The sequence below is a fragment of the Desulfuromonas thiophila genome (genome assembly GCF_900101955.1).
In the GTDB taxonomy this organism is placed as follows: domain Bacteria; phylum Desulfobacterota; class Desulfuromonadia; order Desulfuromonadales; family Desulfuromonadaceae; genus Pseudodesulfuromonas; species Pseudodesulfuromonas thiophila.
Map to the genome: position 1 here is coordinate 1 of NZ_FNAQ01000004.1, position 16,365 is coordinate 16,365.

The window sequence follows — 16,365 nt, forward strand, 5'->3', positions numbered from 1 at the left end:
TACAACGAGCGAAGTTCAGCGGAGCGCTGCAATGGTCGCTTCAAGGATGAGTTTGGCGGCCGCAGCATTCAGGTTCGCGGCCCGGACAAGGTCATGATGCATGCCATGTTCGGTATCGTCACTTTATTTGCCGACCAGTTGCTCAAAGTCACTGGTTGCTGATGTCAAAGAACAAGAAACTGGAGCTCTGAGGGGGGACGTCCGTCCGGAAATCCGGAAAAGATCCCTTTCTGGCCTGATTTTCGGGCCCAAGCCGGCACTCATGTCCCCAGATCGTTTGTCAACGCCTCAGCTCAGAACTTTTTGCAAGAGGCTCAGTTGTATGCTTTAATCGGAGCAACGGTGTCGATTCACCGCCACAGGCAAAGTCAGGTAAAAGGTCGTTCCGATCTCTGGCGTTGGGTCGCACCAGATCGACCCGCCATGATTCTCCACAATGCGCTTGCACAGGGCCAGCCCGATTCCACTCCCTGCATATTGTTCACGGTCATGCAGCCGCTTAAACATCGCAAACACCTCCTCGGCCTGAGACGGGTCAAAACCGATACCATTGTCAGAAACCGCCACCCGAACCATGGAGGGCGCTTCGGAATCGGCTGTAGCAGAAATACGGATGGCGGGCACGATCCCTTCACGATGAAACTTAAGACTGTTGCCAATGAGGTTCTGAAACAGCTGTATCAGCTGGACCCGGTCGCCCTCAACCTCGACCGGCGCCTCACAGCTTATAGCCGCACCGGTTTCCTCAATAAGAAGCTGAAGGTTTTTCTGTGCCTCCTCCACCACCATGGTTAACGACAACTGTTCGAACGCTTTCCCTTGTGTGGTTAATCGAGAATAGGCCAGCAGATCATTGATCAATTGTTGCATGCGCTGGGCGCCATCCAGAGAATAGGCCAGAAAATCGCGCGCATCTTCATCCAGCCGATCACCATAACGATCGGCCAGCAGGCGGTTGTAACTGCTCACCATACGCAACGGCTCGCGCAGATCGTGGGAAGCAATATAGGCAAACTGCTCCAGATCACGATTGGAACGCTGCAGCTCCTTCAGCGCAACACGCAGACTCTGCTCGGCTTTCTTCCGCTGCGCGACATCAAGAACGATCGCCACATAAATAGCCTCATTATCGATCTCGACCAGCTGAAGATGGATTTCAGCCGGATAGGACAGCCCGTTTTTTCGTTGGTGGACTGTTTCAAAAACAACCTTATCCGCACGTCCTTCGACCAGTGGCTGTATCGCCTGCTTAAAAGACGCCAGATCATACTCGGGTTTGATATCAAGCGGCGTCATCTGCCTTAACTCCTGTTCTGAGTAGCCGAGATTGTCCAAGGCCGCCCGATTAGCCTGGAGAAAACGCAGCGTATCGGCATCAAAAAGGTAGATTTCATTAACCGATTGGTCAAAAATTCTATCAAATCTCTTTTTCTCCAGCTCTGAGAGCTTGCGCTCGCTGATGTCCTGATGTGTGCCAAACATCATCAGAGGCTGCCCCTCCTCCGTGCGGGACAACACCTTGCCCCGATCCAAAACCCAGACCCAGTGCCCGTCGCGGTGGCGCAGGCGGAATTCACACTCGTAGACAGGGCTATCCCCGGAAAAATGCCTTTTCAGAGCCAGCTCGGCATGCTTGAGGTCATCGGGATGAACCAGATCGCTCCAGGTTTGGATCGAAATCGGCGCCAGATCGTCGAGCGCATAACCGATCATCTCCGCCCAGCGCTCATTGAAGCGAGTCTCCCCGGTCTGTACATTCCATTCCCAGGTACCGGCACTGGTACCATGCAGGACATTATCCAGCCGCTGGCGCTCAAGCTTCAGCTGACGGCGGCTAAAATAGAGATAGATACCGAGCAGGCTGACAACCCCGAACAACATGCCTGATAAAACAAGGGTCCCACGGTAAGTCTGCCAAACATCGGCGATCCGCATTTCGGGCAATTCATCAAACGGCGCAACCCGCAGATCCCGCATCAGCTGTTCCGTCGAGGAATAATCGGCCGGCGGCTGAAAGCCCTTCAAGGCAAAAACCGAACCAGACGAGACCGGCAGTTCAACCTTGAGCAGAGCGGCGATCAGCCATTTTTTCTGCTCCGACGGCACATGGCGCAACGATGCCAGCGGCCATTCCGGGTAGAGGTGGGTCGAAACCATGACCGGATAATCGATAAACTGCTGGAGATGAATCACTTTCAACTGCGCAGGATCAATCGTGCCGGCCGCCGCCATCCGCTCGATCGTGCCGGCACGGGCGAACCCGACATCGGCCCTGCCCTCCAATACCGCCAGCACCATTTTGTCGTGGGGCAGCCCGGTCACGACATAGTGATCCGGCTGAACAAGGGGCAGGCCGGCCAGAAACAGCTCATACTGCTGCACCTGGGCGGCGCCGAACGCTGAATCGAATGCAATGGCCACCCGTTTGCCGGCCAGGTCCTCCAAACAGTTGACGGACGCATTGTCCGCACGAGCAAAAATGGTCCCGCCAAACGAATAAAACGAACGTATGCCATTGCTCCGCACCAACGTCACCAGGGGTGCGGACAGTCCATACAGCGTGCGGAAACGAATATACTGGGCCGGATTGGTAAAAACAAAATCGATCTGCCGCTCCGAGATTGCCGTTTCCAGCTCATCCTGGGCAAGGGGAAGAATACGCACGTTCAACTGCGGCTCAAGGCGATTGAGGTACGCCTCCAGCTCCGACCAGGTCCTTGCCGCCACCGGTTTGGGTTGAAAGGACAGAACACCAATGGTCAGCTCACCCGCCTGAGCCGGAGCAACAAAAAGCAGGCCCAGCAACAGGGCCCATAAACATCGGCACTTCATCAGTTTCGCTCCGGGGCAGGAGGCAGAAAGGAGGCGTCGAACAAGCTCGAACAGTCAACGCCTTCCGCCAGAGCACCGGCCTGTTGCAACCCCCTGATCAGCTTTGCCAACTGGGGATTGGTTTCAGGGGTTGACCGGCTGAGAAACTGGCGATTCCACTCCCGGGTGGGAAAGGTAATCTGGCGCAAAATGAGATCGATGACTTCAAAGGGCTGGTTGAGGATTGTCGCGAGGCGATTGATCGTATCCGGCTCATCGGCAATAAGCTTTTTCACAACAGAAAAGTGCCCCGACAGCAGATGTTTCAGCGCCGGACGAAACAGATCCAGACGATCGCCGCGTACCGCCAGCACATCCAGGATCAGGTTCGGAATCTGATGCGAATCGAACAGGCAGACCGCCTCCGGCCCGATGCCCTCAGCCAGTGGCAGATAGGTAATCAGCGCATCGACCTCCGGTTCTTGCCACAACCGGCCGTGGTCCGAAACGATGGCCGTCGTCAAGGTCACATCCTGAGCCGTCAGTCCGGCACGCCGCAGCACCTCACCAAGAATCAGGCGACTGAGGGCGGAATCTTCCATGCCGATGGTCGCCCCTTTCAGAGCCTGCAGGGTTGCGACCGGCGGCTTGGCCAGGAGGAGATCCGCACCGGCCGAGGCATCAAGCACCAGCACAACCGTCAGGGGGACACCCTTCTGCCGCAGAAACAACACCTCGTCCAGGGTCACGGTTGCCGCATCCACTTTGCCCTCGCACAGCAACCGGCTCGACGCAGACAAGGACACACTGGGAACCAGTTCAACCTGAGCGGCATCAAGCCGATGTTCCTGCTGGCAGAGAATCAGGGACTGATAGCCCAGCCAGGGATGAACGGCGACACGCAACGGACGGGACGACAGATCCTGACAACTGCACACCAGCACGACCAGCAGCACTGGAAAAAAAAGTGCGCTGAAACACCGCTGGAAAAAAATCCTGACCCGATTTAGCACGGCCAGCGCCCTGCGAGCACGTACAAATACCATCCTGAACTCACGATCTTTTCCCCCGCGCCGCCTCGGCAGGTCGAGGCAGGGTGAAATAAAAACAGCTGCCATTACCCGGCTCCGAAGTCGCCCAGATCCGGCCGCCATGGCGTTCAACAATTTTTCTGCACAGAGCAAGGCCGATGCCGCACCCTGCGGCCTGACTGTCTGGATCAATTCGTTTGAACATCTGAAAGATCTTGTCCTGATACAGCTCGCTGTCAAAACCGATGCCGTTATCCGCTATCCTGAACTCCCACTCCTGTTCCTTTTCGTCACAGCCAATCTCCAGCCGGGGTGGACGGGACTGATTGTAGCGAATGGCATTACTGATCAAGTTCTGCCACAGCTGTCGCAACTGGCTGCTATCGACAGCAACCCGGGGCAGGCTGTCGACATGGACACAGGCCTGCCGTTCGGAAATCTGGGCATGTAAATCATCCAGCACACTGCGAACAATCGCATTCATATCAACAGGATTAAACGTTTTCTCCTGGGTCTCAAGCCGTGAAAAGGTCAGCAGCCCCTCCACCATTTTGCGCATGCGTGCTGCACCTTCGACGGCAAAATGGATAAACTCACGCCCGATCTCATCCAGACTGGCCTGATAGCGCTTCTCCAGCAGCGCAAGAAAGCCGGAAATTGACCGCAGCGGCTCGAAAAGATCATGGGAAGCCACATAGGCAAACTGCTGAAGATCCTCATTGGAGCGCTGCAGGTTCCGCGTCAGGACATGCAGCATCTGCTGATCGTAGGCCCGCTGCAGGGCAATGGCTGCCAGATCGCCAAACATGGCCGCCAGATGAGCATCGCGCGGGGTAAAGTCTGTCGGCTTGTTCGCCATGCCCATGATGCCGACCGTCCTGCCACCAACATTGAGCGGCGCAAACAGCACGTTGTCGAGCCGGACATGGCCCCCGGGCATCATTTTGACCCACTCACTGTGCATGAAGTCATTTTCGTAAGCGACCCCCTGCGTGCGGTAGGCGATCTCGCGCAGCCCCCGGATCGGCATCGGCAGGCTCGGGTCAACAGTACAGGGCCGCCCGCCGGCTTCAAGGAAGAGAACCTCGTTTTCATCCCCCTTCTCTGACAGCAGGGCCACATAGCCCGAGGTAGCCCCTATCAGGCCAATGGCGGCATCGAAAATCTGTCGCGCGACCTGTTCAAAACTGTCCGCCCCCAGAACCGACCGGGCCGCGTTGAGATACGCCTGGACCAGCGCCTCCTGATCGTGCAATTCAGCTTCGAGCTGCTGCAGTCTGACCCCGAGCTGCGCATCAGTTTCATTCTCCATGTAGCCCCCTTCTGGTTCATCAGCAGGTTCCGCACCTTGAGGCGGGGGCAACGGCAGGCACAGGTGAAAAACCGTACCCTTGCCCGGTGTGCTGTCAACCCCAATGGTTCCCTGGTGCTTACTGATAATATCGTAGCAGACACTCAATCCCAGCCCGGTTCCCTTACCAACCTCCTTGGTGGTGAAAAAAGGATCGAAAATCAGCCGCTTAACCTCGTTACTCATACTACTGCCAGTGTCGGTCACCGTGACATGAGCCCACCCGTCCTCGGCCCAGGTTCACAGGATAATAAGAAAATGCTTCCGAAAACCGGTAAACCGTTCGACAAGCAAAAAACAAACCTTATACTTGATGACACGCAGGGTGGGCAGTGCCTTGGCCGGAGGTCACCACATGGAACCGATAAATCTTGAAAAACTCGAAACCGAGCTGCTGCTGAAAGCGCTTCACGACCGTTACGGCTACGATTTCAGCCACTACGCCCCGGCCTCACTCAACCGGCGTATTGCCAGTTTCCTGAGCAAAAGCGGTTATCAGCACACGGCCGATCTGATTCCGCGGTTGCTGCGCGACCGTGCCTTTTTCAACCAACTGCTGTTCACCATCTCCGTCACCGTCACCGAAATGTTCCGCGATCCGGAGTTCTACCGCGCCCTGCGTGAATCCATCCTGCCGGTACTGCGCACCTACCCGTCGCTGCGCATCTGGCACGCCGGCTGCGCCACCGGCGAAGAGGTCTATTCCATGGCGATCCTGCTGCAGGAAGAGGGGATCGCCGAGCACTGCCAGCTCTATGCCACGGACATCAATGACGACTCCCTCAACCAGGCCAGGCAGGGCATTTTCAATGTCGATCGCATGCGCGAGTACACCCTCAACTACCAGCAGGCCGGCGGGCTCGGCAGCTTCTCCGATTACTACCACTGCCGCTACGACTCAGCGATCATGGACTCCTCGCTACGCCAGCGCATCACCTTCGCCAATCACAATCTGGTTTCCGATGGCATTTTTGGCGAAATGCACCTGATCTGCTGCCGCAATGTGCTGATCTACTTTGATCGCGAGCTTCAGGATCGGGCCCTGCACCTGTTCGCCGATGCCCTGACACCGCGCGGATTCCTCTGCCTCGGCACCAAGGAAACACCGGCTTTTTCCACTGTCGCCGATTTCTTCAACCCCGTCGCAGGAGCGTCGCACTGTTACCAGATCAATGACAAGCACCAGACACAGAACCCGATTTTCACAACCTGAGACCGGAATGGAAACGTGCACGCCACATCAAGAAAAAACCGGACCAGCCAGGCCGCCCTTCCAGTGCGTCGTCATCGGCGGCTCTGCGGGCGCCCTGACCGCGCTCAACGCGCTGACGGCGGTTCTTGCGCCGGGGTTTCCGGTGCCACTGGTGTGCGTGATCCATCTCCATCCACACTCGCACACCGACACCTTCGTTCGCGCGCTACTGGCTCAGACGTCCCTGCTGGTGAAGGAAGCCGATGACAAGGAAGCACTGCGCCCGGCCACACTCTACCTGGCCCCGGCCAACTATCACCTGCTGATCGAACAGGACCGCAGCCTGGCCCTGTCTGTTGACGGAAAAGTCAACCACAGCCGTCCGTCCATCGATGTCCTGTTTGAAACGGCCGCACTGGCCTACCGTGATCAACTGGCCGGAATTCTGCTCAGCGGAGCCTCCAACGACGGGGCTGCCGGCTTGCGCCGTATCCATGATCTCGGGGGCAAGACCCTGGTACAAACCCCGGACACGGCAGAAGTTCCATATATGCCGCAAAGTGCTTTAGCTGCAACGGAAACCGACGCCGTTCTGCCGCCGGTCGAGATCGGCCACTGGCTCAATGCCCGGCTTGCGCGTTTTTTTTCACCCTGAGGAGATGACCATGTCTGCCATGTCTGCCACATCTGTTACAGCGCGTCGGCTTCCCTGCCGAACCCTGCTGCTCGCTCTGCTCACCAGCCTGCTGTTGCCAACCTTCGCCCTGTCCATCCAGCAACCCACCAACGGGGCGCATCACAACAAGCAGTACCGTTTCGCCGTTCTGCTCGCTGGCGACCACCGCACGCCCCGCATTGACGGCTTCAAACAGGAGATGGCCAGGCACGGCGATCAGTACGGCGTCCACCATGTCTACACCTTTTTCAACGCCGAAGGCAACAGCAGCCAGCTCCTGCCGCTGGCGCGCCAGATCGTCGCCAGCCATCCGGATGTGGCCATTGCCGCCGGCGGCATCGAAGCGGACGCCCTGAAACTGGCCACGGATGAGGCCCCCCTGCCGGTCGTGTTTCTCTTCAGCGCTTCCTGCGTCGAGCGCGGCCAGATTGAAAGCATCCGCCATCCCGGTGGCAATCTGACCGGCATTGACAGCAATGACACGGTGCTGACGGAAAAACGCCTGTGGTATCTGCACAAAATGCTGCCAGGAATCAAACACGTCACCTGCTTCAGCATTCCAACCATTGGTTCTTCCGCCGAATCCGCCGTGCTGGCGGTTGAGGCCGGCAAGAAACTCGGTCTGGAGGTACGCATTATCGATCTCGAGAGCAAGGACGAGCTGAAGAGCAAGGCGCAGCAGCTTGTCCGGCGGGACAATACCGACGCCATTCTGCTGTTTCCCTGCGGGCCTATCCATCAGGTATTCGGCGAGGCCCTGGCCCCGTTGGCGACGGAGTTGGGCATCCCCATTTTTGGTGACTTCGATGACAGCCTCGCCAAGGGAGCGTTCGCCCACTACGGCAGTCTGCAAAGTGCCGACGGGGCCCAGGCCGCGCGCCTGGCTATCAAGATTCTTCACGGCGCATCCCCCGCCGACATTCCCGTCGAAATCCCTCAGCATTACGAGCTGGTACTCAATCGCAGCATGATCGAACGGCTGAAACTGAATCTGCCACCCCAGATCTGGCGGCTGGCCGACCGCATCGTCGATGCCGCCCCGGCCTTCTGACGCAGGGAGTGAATGATGGCGCACATCAATCCTTTTAAAACCATCCAGTTCCGGCTGCCGGCCCTGATTCTGCTGATCGGCCTGGTTCCGCTGGCACTCTTTGGTTTCTTCTCGCTGCTGGCCAGTTATCACGAACTGCTCAGGGTTCAGATCCGTGCCGGCCAGCGCACGGCCGTCATGGCCGTGCAGCAGATCGAGCAAACATTGCAGGACAGCGCACGCAACCTGACCACCACCGCTGAAAACCTGTCCTTGTCTTCTCTGCCACCTGAGGAGCAGGAATGGACCCTGCTGATGATGCTCAAGCAGCAGCCGGAACTCAAAGGTCTTAGAATCCTTGACCCGTCCGGTACAACCCGGATCAAAATCGACAACGACAGAGTCCACGCAAGCGGTGCCCTCGCAGACCAGAGTGTCCGGCCAGACATGGCAGCGCTGCGGCAGGGTAAAACCGTCTTCAGCGCGCCAAACTTCAGCGAAGGACTCGGTTACCTGCTGACCATCGACATCCCACTGGTTGATCCGGTCAACCGCACCCTGTCAGCCGTGCTGCGCGCCAAGCTGGCTGCGGCCCCCCTCTTTTCCGCCATAACCGACATCCGCATCGGCGAGCAGGGCGGCCTCTATGTGCTGGATGGTGAAAACCGGCTACTGGCCCATTCCGACCCGAGTCTGGTGTTCAGGGAGACCCGCTTTACCCCGGGATTCATGGCGATCACCCAGGATGGGTCAACGGATGAACACGTTCGCTACGCCAGCCTCAAAGGGATTGAGGTCTTCGGCGCCGGAGCACGAGGCCCGCTTACCGGCTGGTGGGTGGTCGCCGAACGCCCGGCTGCGGAAACCCTGGCTGAAATCCATCGCACCCGCGCCCTGCTGCTGTGGATGCTGGCAGGCATGGGTGCGCTGTGTCTGCCCCTGACCCTGTTTTTCAGCGCCCGCATCACCCGACCCCTGAAGCGTCTTGAGCAGGCAGCACGCGCCATCAGCGACGGCCACTTCAATCAGCAGATTTCGGTAGCAGGCAATAATGAGCTCGCCCGCGTAGCCCAGGCGTTCAATCAGATGTGCCGCGACCTGCTCCACTACGCTACCCAGCAGCAGCATACCAGTTGGCTAAAGGATGGCTTGGGCCTGCTGGAACAACAGACTCGCAGCATCCTCGACTTAAATCAGCTCGGCCACCGGGCGCTGCAGGTAATGGCGCAACACAGCGGCATTGCCGCCGCCCGGTTGCTGATCCCTCTTGCAAACCAGGGCTGGCAGCAGGTCGGCAGCTACTGTGTCGAAGTGGATTCCGCCGAGTCGGTTGACCGCCGGCAGGGGTTGGCGCTGGTGCAGCAGTGCGCTCAGGATCGAACGGTCGTGACCCTCGAAAACATCGCCCGCGATCAGCTGGTGGTGGCCACTGGCTTTGCCGGCATCCATCCGGGGCACTTGCTCGCAATGCCGCTGCTGTTCGAGGACGAACTGGTTGCGGTATTGGAACTGGCCAGCCTACCCCCATTCAGCGAGGCTCAGCGCCAGTTTTTCGATCACATTGCACCAGCTCTGGCCGTCATCCTCCACAGCAGTCAATCACGCAAACGACTGGAACAGGCGCTGAAGCAGTCGCAGGAGCTGAGCGCCCAGCTGCAGGCCCAACAGGAGGAACTGCGCGTCGCCAACGAAGAGCTGGAAGAACAGACCCAGCAACTGCGCGCCTCGGAAGAACAGCTGCGCGTCCAGCAGGAGGAACTGCAGAGCGCCAACGAGGAACTGGAAGAAAAAACTGAAACCCTGGCCGCCCAGCAAAAGCTGCAGATGGAGAAAAACCGCGCCCTGCAGGCGGCACAGGAGAGCCTGCAGGAAAAAGCCGCAGAACTCGAAAAGGCCAGCCGCTACAAATCGGAATTCCTGGCCAACATGTCTCATGAGCTGCGCACCCCCCTCAACAGCCTGCTGATTCTGGCGCATGAACTGGCCGGCAACAAATCGGGCCATCTCGACGACAAGGAAACCGAGGCCGCGCAGATTATCTACAGCAGCGGCAGTGACCTGCTGCAGCTGATCAATGAGATCCTCGACCTGTCCAAGATCGAGGCGGGGCGACTGGAACTGCATCGTCAACCGGTTTTTCTCGATCTGCTGAGCCGGCGACTGGAAGCGGCCTTCCGCCACATGGCCGACAGCAAAAACCTCAGCTTCAGCCTTGAGCGCAGTGAGGGCACCGCCGAACTGGTGGTCACTGACCCACAGAGATTGGAACAGATCCTGAAGAACCTGCTGTCCAACGCCCTCAAATTCACCGACCGGGGTGGCGTCAGCGTACGCTTTTACCAGCCTGACTCCGACGAGGCGGCGCGCCAGCAACTGGGCGATAAGCCGCTGCTGGCCATTGCCGTGCGCGATACCGGTATCGGCATCGCCAAGGACCATCTGGAAGACATCTTCGGCGCATTTCAGCAGGTCGATGGCACCATCTCCCGCCGCTACGGCGGCACCGGCCTCGGCCTGTCCATCACCCGCGAACTGAGCAAACTGCTAGGTGCCAGGGTCACGGTCGACAGCGAGCCGGGCAAGGGATCCACCTTCACCCTTTACCTGCCATTGGGCCAGGAAGCCCCCGCAGCGGCCAGCCAGGAGACTGTACCGGCGGCACCAGCCCAGGCGCAGGGCGTGTCGCCCAGGCCGGAAGAACCTTCTGCACCAGCGGACCCCGCGCAGCGGCCAAAATCCCTCGAAGACGATCGCGAGCAGCTGTCACCACACGACCATGTCATCCTGATCGTTGAGGACGATCTGCGCTTTGCCCGCATCCTGGCCGACCTGTGTCACGAACGCCATTTCCGCTTTCTGCACAGTGCCGACGGCGAATCAGCCCTTGAGCTGCTGCAGCAGACACCGGCCATCTGCGCCATCCTGCTCGATATGCGCCTACCCGGCCTGCACGGCATGGAACTGCTGGAGATCGTCAAAAACGACCGCAACCTGCGCCACATCCCGGTGCACGTCATCACTGCCACGGAGGACAGCAACGAAGCCCTGCAGCGCGGTGCCCTCAGCCTGGTGCGCAAACCGGTTCAGGCAAAAGAATTGGAAGGCGTTTTCAAACAGATTGAAAGTATGTCCCGCCAGTCGATCCGCCAGCTGCTGATTGTGGAAGGGGAATCAGGCGAAGCCGATGAGATCCGCCGCATCATCGGCAATGGCAATGTCCATTCCACTGCGGTCAACAGCGGTGAATCCGCGTTGACAACGTTGCAGGAGAAAAACATCGACTGCATGGTGCTCGATCTCAACCTGCCGGACATGAGCGCCATCGACCTGTTGCAGCAGATCGATGCCCTTGACAATCTGGCCGTGCCGCCGGTCATCATCTACAGCGGGCGGCGGTTGAGCGAAAAAGAAGAACAGCAGCTATCGCACTACACCCGCTCCATCATCATCCGCGACGGCAACCGATCTCCCGACCGGCTTCTGGATGAAGCCTCGCTGTTTCTGCACCGCATGGTCAGCGAACTGCCGGACCAGAAACAGAAGATCATCGATTCGCTGCACCGCAATGAAAACATTTTTGACAGCAAGACGGTGCTGCTGGTCGATGATGACATGCGCAATATCTTTGCCCTGTCCCACGTGCTGGAGCAGCGAGGTCTGACGGTGCTGCAGGCCGCCAATGGCCAGAAAGCACTGGAGGTGCTCGACGAGCACCCGGAGATCAACCTGGTGCTGATGGACATCATGATGCCAATCATGGACGGTTACGAAGCCACGCGGCGCATCCGCGCCCGCGAAAACGGCGGAAATCTGCCCATTCTGGCCCTGACCGCCAAGGCCATGCCGGAAGACCGTCAGCGCTGTCTTGACGCCGGGGCCAACGACTACCTGACCAAGCCAGTCCACGTGGAACGACTGCTGTCGCTGCTGCGCATCTGGCTGTACCGTTAAGTCGCCCAAAGGAGTGTCGGTTATGAATGAAGACTGGATTGATTTTGCCCAGCAGCAGGCGCCGCCACTGGTGCTGCTGGTGGATGACCGGGAAGCCAATCTGAAGGCGATGGAAACCATTCTCGCACCGCTGCAGGTGGGAACCCGCTGCGCGCGCTCGGGCAATGAGGCCCTGGCTTTGACTCTGGAACACGATTTCGCCCTGGCTCTGATCGACGTGCAGATGCCCGGCATGGATGGCTACGAAACCGTTACGCTCCTGCGCCAGGCCAGGAAAACCATGCAGCTGCCCGTCATCTTTGTTTCGGCCATCTACTCCGGCGACTTCCATCACCTCAAGGGGGTGGAAGTCGGCGCAGTGGATTTCATCGAAAAGCCTATCGTGCCCGAGCTGCTGCTGGGCAAGGTGCGCATTTTTCTCGATCTCTACCGTCACAAGAAGGCCCTGGAAAATGGCAACCATTTTCTCGAACAGCAGGTGGCCCAGAAGACCGCCCAGCTGCGCGAGGAAATCGAGCAGCGCAAAGGGACGGAAAAGACCCTGCGTTCCGTGCTCGGCAAGCTGGAGAAATCCAACATTGAACTGAGCCGCTTTGCTTTCATCTCCTCCCACGATCTCAAAGAGCCGTTGCGCACCATCGTCAGTTTCAGCCAGTTGCTGCAGAAACGCTGCAACCACCTCGACAAGGAACCGGCCGAGTACCTGCTTTTCATCATTGCCGCCGCGCGCCAGCTCGAAGCCATGATCGACGGGCTGCTACAGTTTTCCCAGATCGACGAGCTGGGGCCCGGCGACGTGGAGGTGGACCTCGAACGCACGTTACGGCGCGTTCTGACCACTATGGAACCACAGAGCCAGGCCCACCAGCTGCAACTGACCTGCGACCCGCTGCCCGTCATCCGCGGCAACGAGTCGCAGTTCGAGACACTTTGGTTTCACCTGCTCGACAATGCCTTCAAGTTTCACCGCCAGCTGCCACTGAAAATCGACATCCGCTGTGAAGAACAGGATAAAAACTGGCTGCTGCGCCTGTGCGATAACGGCATCGGCATGGATCCCTCCCAGTTTGACAACGTGTTTCTGATCTTCAAGCGCCTGCACACGGCCGAACACTATCCCGGCATCGGTCTGGGGCTGGCCCTGTGCCGCAAGATTGTTGAACATCATGGCGGCGAGATCTGGCTCGAAAACAGCCCCGACCAGGGACTCTGTGCCTGCCTGCGGCTGCCGAAGGAAAATCGGCCACAGCAAAAAAAACCGTCCGGCACGCAAGGAGAAGTCACCCCATGACCCGCCCACAGCACCAGAACCTCTGGGGCTGCGCGCTCCGCTGGCTGATCCGCAGCCTGGCCCTTGTGGCTCTGCTGACCCTGACGGGCTGTGGCGACGCGCCTGGGCCACAGAAGGCAGCCAGCCCGGCCCCCACAGCGGTACGTATTGCGCTGTCGAAAGAAGCCAAATCCACCCTTGCGCTGGTCGCCTGGAAACACCAGCTGTTTGAACAGTACGGTCTCGCCGTGGAAGCCTCCTGGCATCCGAGCGGCAAGCTGGCGCTTCAGGCGCTACTCGACGGCCAGGCCGACATCGCCATGGCCACCACCATCCCTGTCGTGTTTGCCGCCCAGCGCAGCGACCGGCCGCGCATCCTGGCCAGTTTGTCCACCGTGCGCGACACCTATCGCATTGTGGCTCGCACTGATCGCGGCATTGCCCGCGGCAGCGACCTCGTCGGCAAACGCATTGCCACCCAGCAGGCGTCGGCCGTCCACTACTTTCTCTACCTCTATCTACTGGACCAGGGCCTCCACCCCGAACAGTGCCAGCTGACGTTTTTGCCCATCGTCACCCTGCCCGCGGCGCTGGTGCGCGGCGACATCGACGCCTTCTGCGCACGCGACCCCTTCGTCGCCCAGGCCCTGACCGCCGCCGAACAACAGGGCATCGAACTGACCCAGTTCAAGGCGCCCTATCTGTTCGACAGTACCATGCTGCTGCTGGCCGGTGCGGAGTGGCTGGCGGCCAACCCCGAAGCAGCGGTCAACCTGATGCGTGCGCTGGCCGCGGCCGAAACCTTCTGCCTCAACCAGCCCCAGCAGGCCCAGCAGATGGTCGCTGAGCTGCTGGAAATTCCGCCCGCCACCCTGGCCAGCTACTGGCCGAGCATAGATCTGCACCTGGGGCTGTCCCAGAGCCTGCTGGTTACGCTGGAACAGCAATACCTGTGGGCCTGCCAGCAGCCCGGAAGCAACAGCCACGAAGCCGAGTTCCCGTTTCTGCGCTGGATGGCGCCGACCCCGCTGCGCAGGGTCGCTCCCCATCAGGTGACGCTGATTGAAGACGGTTGCCAATGAACATCCGCCGCTCGCTGCGCCTGAATCTGACGCTGTCCATCATCATCCCGCTGGCTGCGGGTATTGTGCTGCTCGTGCTCAATACCGACCTGACACGGGAAATCAGCCAGCACCGCCAGGCCCACATCATCAGGAACGACGTTCATCATCTGATCATCCTCAACACAGAGATGGCCGTTGCCCCCGGCCCACGGGTCATCGACCAGTGGCAACACCAGAGTCAGCGACTCGGTAAGGAGCTGGGGGAACAGGTGTATGACGACGCCAGCGAACAGCAGGCCTTAAGCCGGCTGACTGAGCTGCACAACCTGGCGGAACGCAGCTTTACTGAACTGTTTATCGAACAGCATCTGGCGCATCTTCCAGCAGAGCAGGCGACCCCGCTGCGCCAGATCCGCCAGGTTCAACTCACGGGCCAGCTGCAGCTGATGCATGAACAGCTGGAGATCCTCAGTCAGTCAACACTGGAGCGCACACTTCAGCTCAGCCACCGTTACGGCATGCTGTTATTGGGCAGTTTGCTGCTGCTGTCGCTGGTGATGACGCTGCTGTCGGTCCAGAGCAGCCGCAAGCTGCTGCCGGTACTCAAAAACATTGAGAGCGGCCTCAAGTCTCTTCGACGGGGCAACCGTTCATTTCGTCTGGGCTACCGCGGTCGTAACGAACTCGGGGAGCTGGCGCAGCAGTTCGATGCCCTGCTCGATGAGCTGCACACCAATGAACAGCAGTTGAAAACCTTGAACGAAAGCCTCGAAGACCAGGTCACCGATCGCACGGAAGAATTGCAGGCCGCACTGGAAAACATCCGGCTGAGCGAAGAACGCTACCGCCACTTTTTTGAGCTGGGCCTGATCGGTATGGCGACCATTTCGCCCGATGGCCGGATTCTCGATGCCAATAGGTATCTGTGCACGCTGCTGGGCTACGACCGGGAAGAAATTCTGCAAAAAACCTGGATGGAGGCAACCGCGCCGGAGGATCTGGAGCGCAGTATCGCTGTTAATCAGCAGGTGCTGGCGGGGGAGCGAGACGAATATTGTCTGGAAAAGACCTATCTGCGCAAGGACGGCACGCGGGTTGTGGCAAGAATCTCTGTGACCTGCCAGCGCCAGGAGGACGGCAGCGTCGATCATTTTGTCGCCCTGGTTCAGGACATCAGCAGCCACAGGCAGGCCCAGCAGCAGGTCAGCCAGGCCATGGCCGAGCTGCAGCGCTCCAACGAAGAATTGGAGCAGTTTGCCTACATCACCTCCCACGACCTGCAGGAGCCACTGCGCATGATCACCAGCTATGTACAGCTGCTGCAACGGCGCTACCAAGGGCGTCTGGATGAGGATGCCGACGAGTTTATCGGTTTCGTGGTCGAAGGCACCACGCGCATGAAAACCATGATTCAGGATCTGCTGCTGTACTCGCGCGCCGGGCGCGAGGATTTTGAGCGCCACGTCACAGACCTTAATCAGGTACTGGCAGAAGTGCTGGCCAATCTACAGCTTGAGATTGAAACATCGGGAGCAACAGTGGATTGTGATCCGCTACCAAAAATCCGCGTGGTACCGGTTCAGGCCGGCCAACTGCTTAGCAACCTGCTTGGCAACGCCCTCAAATTCCGCCAGCCCGATCGCCCCCCACACATCGAACTGCGGGTCACCCGCGAACAGGGATTCTGGCAGTTCATGGTGCAAGACAACGGCATCGGCATTGAACCGGATCAGCTTCCGCGGCTGTTTGTGCTGTTCCGCCGCCTGCACACCCGCGACGCCTATCCCGGTACCGGCATCGGTCTGGCGCTGTGCAAAAAAATTGTCGAAAAACATGGCGGAAAGATCTGGGCAACATCCGAACCCGGCACCGGCAGCTGTTTTTTCTTCACCTGGCCGCTGCTGGCTGAGAACGGCCCCCAGGATGTCTCGATACCAAATTAAGAAAAATTTTGCGAATTTTTTTATTCATTAGTTTGGTTTGAACGAA

Annotated in this window: 10 protein-coding genes and 1 pseudogene; 7 read left to right on the forward strand and 4 right to left on the reverse strand. The window is 58.9% G+C overall.

Annotated elements, in window-relative coordinates; translation table 11 throughout:
- Window positions 1–327: 327 nt before the first annotated feature.
- From BLR80_RS05235 to BLR80_RS13215, 4 genes and pseudogenes are all read right to left on the reverse strand, one after another.
- Window positions 328–2,832, reverse strand: a complete 2,505-nt coding sequence (locus tag BLR80_RS05235) for a PhnD/SsuA/transferrin family substrate-binding protein (RefSeq protein ID WP_092076996.1) — start codon at window positions 2,830–2,832, stop codon at window positions 328–330.
- A complete protein-coding gene (locus tag BLR80_RS05240; protein WP_171906327.1) occupies window positions 2,832–3,767 on the reverse strand; it encodes an ABC transporter substrate-binding protein in 936 nt (311 codons plus the stop codon). The genes BLR80_RS05235 and BLR80_RS05240 overlap by 1 nt, the downstream gene beginning before the upstream one ends.
- 97 nt (window positions 3,768–3,864) lie before the next feature.
- Window positions 3,865–5,154, reverse strand: a complete 1,290-nt coding sequence (locus BLR80_RS05245) for a sensor histidine kinase (protein WP_245691371.1) — start codon at window positions 5,152–5,154, stop codon at window positions 3,865–3,867.
- Window positions 5,155–5,211: 57 nt separating this feature from the next.
- A pseudogene (locus BLR80_RS13215) lies at window positions 5,212–5,412 on the reverse strand (sensor histidine kinase); the annotation flags it as partial.
- 136 nt (window positions 5,413–5,548) lie between these two features.
- On the opposite strand from BLR80_RS13215, the gene BLR80_RS05250 reads away from it, so the two are divergent.
- From BLR80_RS05250 to BLR80_RS05280, 7 genes are read left to right on the forward strand one after another with little or no spacing between them, the layout of a single operon-like run.
- Window positions 5,549–6,406, forward strand: coding sequence for a CheR family methyltransferase (locus BLR80_RS05250; RefSeq protein WP_092077002.1), 858 nt, complete (start codon window positions 5,549–5,551; stop codon window positions 6,404–6,406).
- Window positions 6,407–6,413: 7 nt separating this feature from the next.
- A complete protein-coding gene (locus tag BLR80_RS05255) occupies window positions 6,414–7,040 on the forward strand; it encodes a chemotaxis protein CheB (protein WP_092077004.1) in 627 nt (208 codons plus the stop codon).
- Window positions 7,041–7,050: 10 nt separating this feature from the next.
- Window positions 7,051–8,112 (forward strand): ABC transporter substrate-binding protein, encoded by a 1,062-nt coding sequence (locus BLR80_RS05260; RefSeq protein WP_171906328.1) that lies wholly within the window; start codon window positions 7,051–7,053, stop codon window positions 8,110–8,112.
- A 15-nt stretch (window positions 8,113–8,127) separates the two neighbouring features.
- Window positions 8,128–12,042, forward strand: coding sequence for a response regulator (locus BLR80_RS05265; RefSeq protein ID WP_171906329.1), 3,915 nt, complete (start codon window positions 8,128–8,130; stop codon window positions 12,040–12,042).
- 22 nt (window positions 12,043–12,064) lie between these two features.
- Window positions 12,065–13,333, forward strand: a complete 1,269-nt coding sequence (locus BLR80_RS05270; RefSeq protein ID WP_092077010.1) for a response regulator — start codon at window positions 12,065–12,067, stop codon at window positions 13,331–13,333.
- Window positions 13,330–14,394 carry an ABC transporter substrate-binding protein gene (locus BLR80_RS05275; RefSeq protein WP_092077012.1) on the forward strand — a complete coding sequence of 355 codons (1,065 nt, stop codon included), beginning with the start codon at window positions 13,330–13,332 and terminating at the stop codon, window positions 14,392–14,394. The genes BLR80_RS05270 and BLR80_RS05275 overlap by 4 nt, the downstream gene beginning before the upstream one ends.
- Window positions 14,391–16,319, forward strand: coding sequence for a sensor histidine kinase (locus tag BLR80_RS05280; protein WP_092077014.1), 1,929 nt, complete (start codon window positions 14,391–14,393; stop codon window positions 16,317–16,319). Before BLR80_RS05275 ends, BLR80_RS05280 begins: the two co-directional genes overlap by 4 nt.
- Window positions 16,320–16,365: the final 46 nt, after the last annotated feature.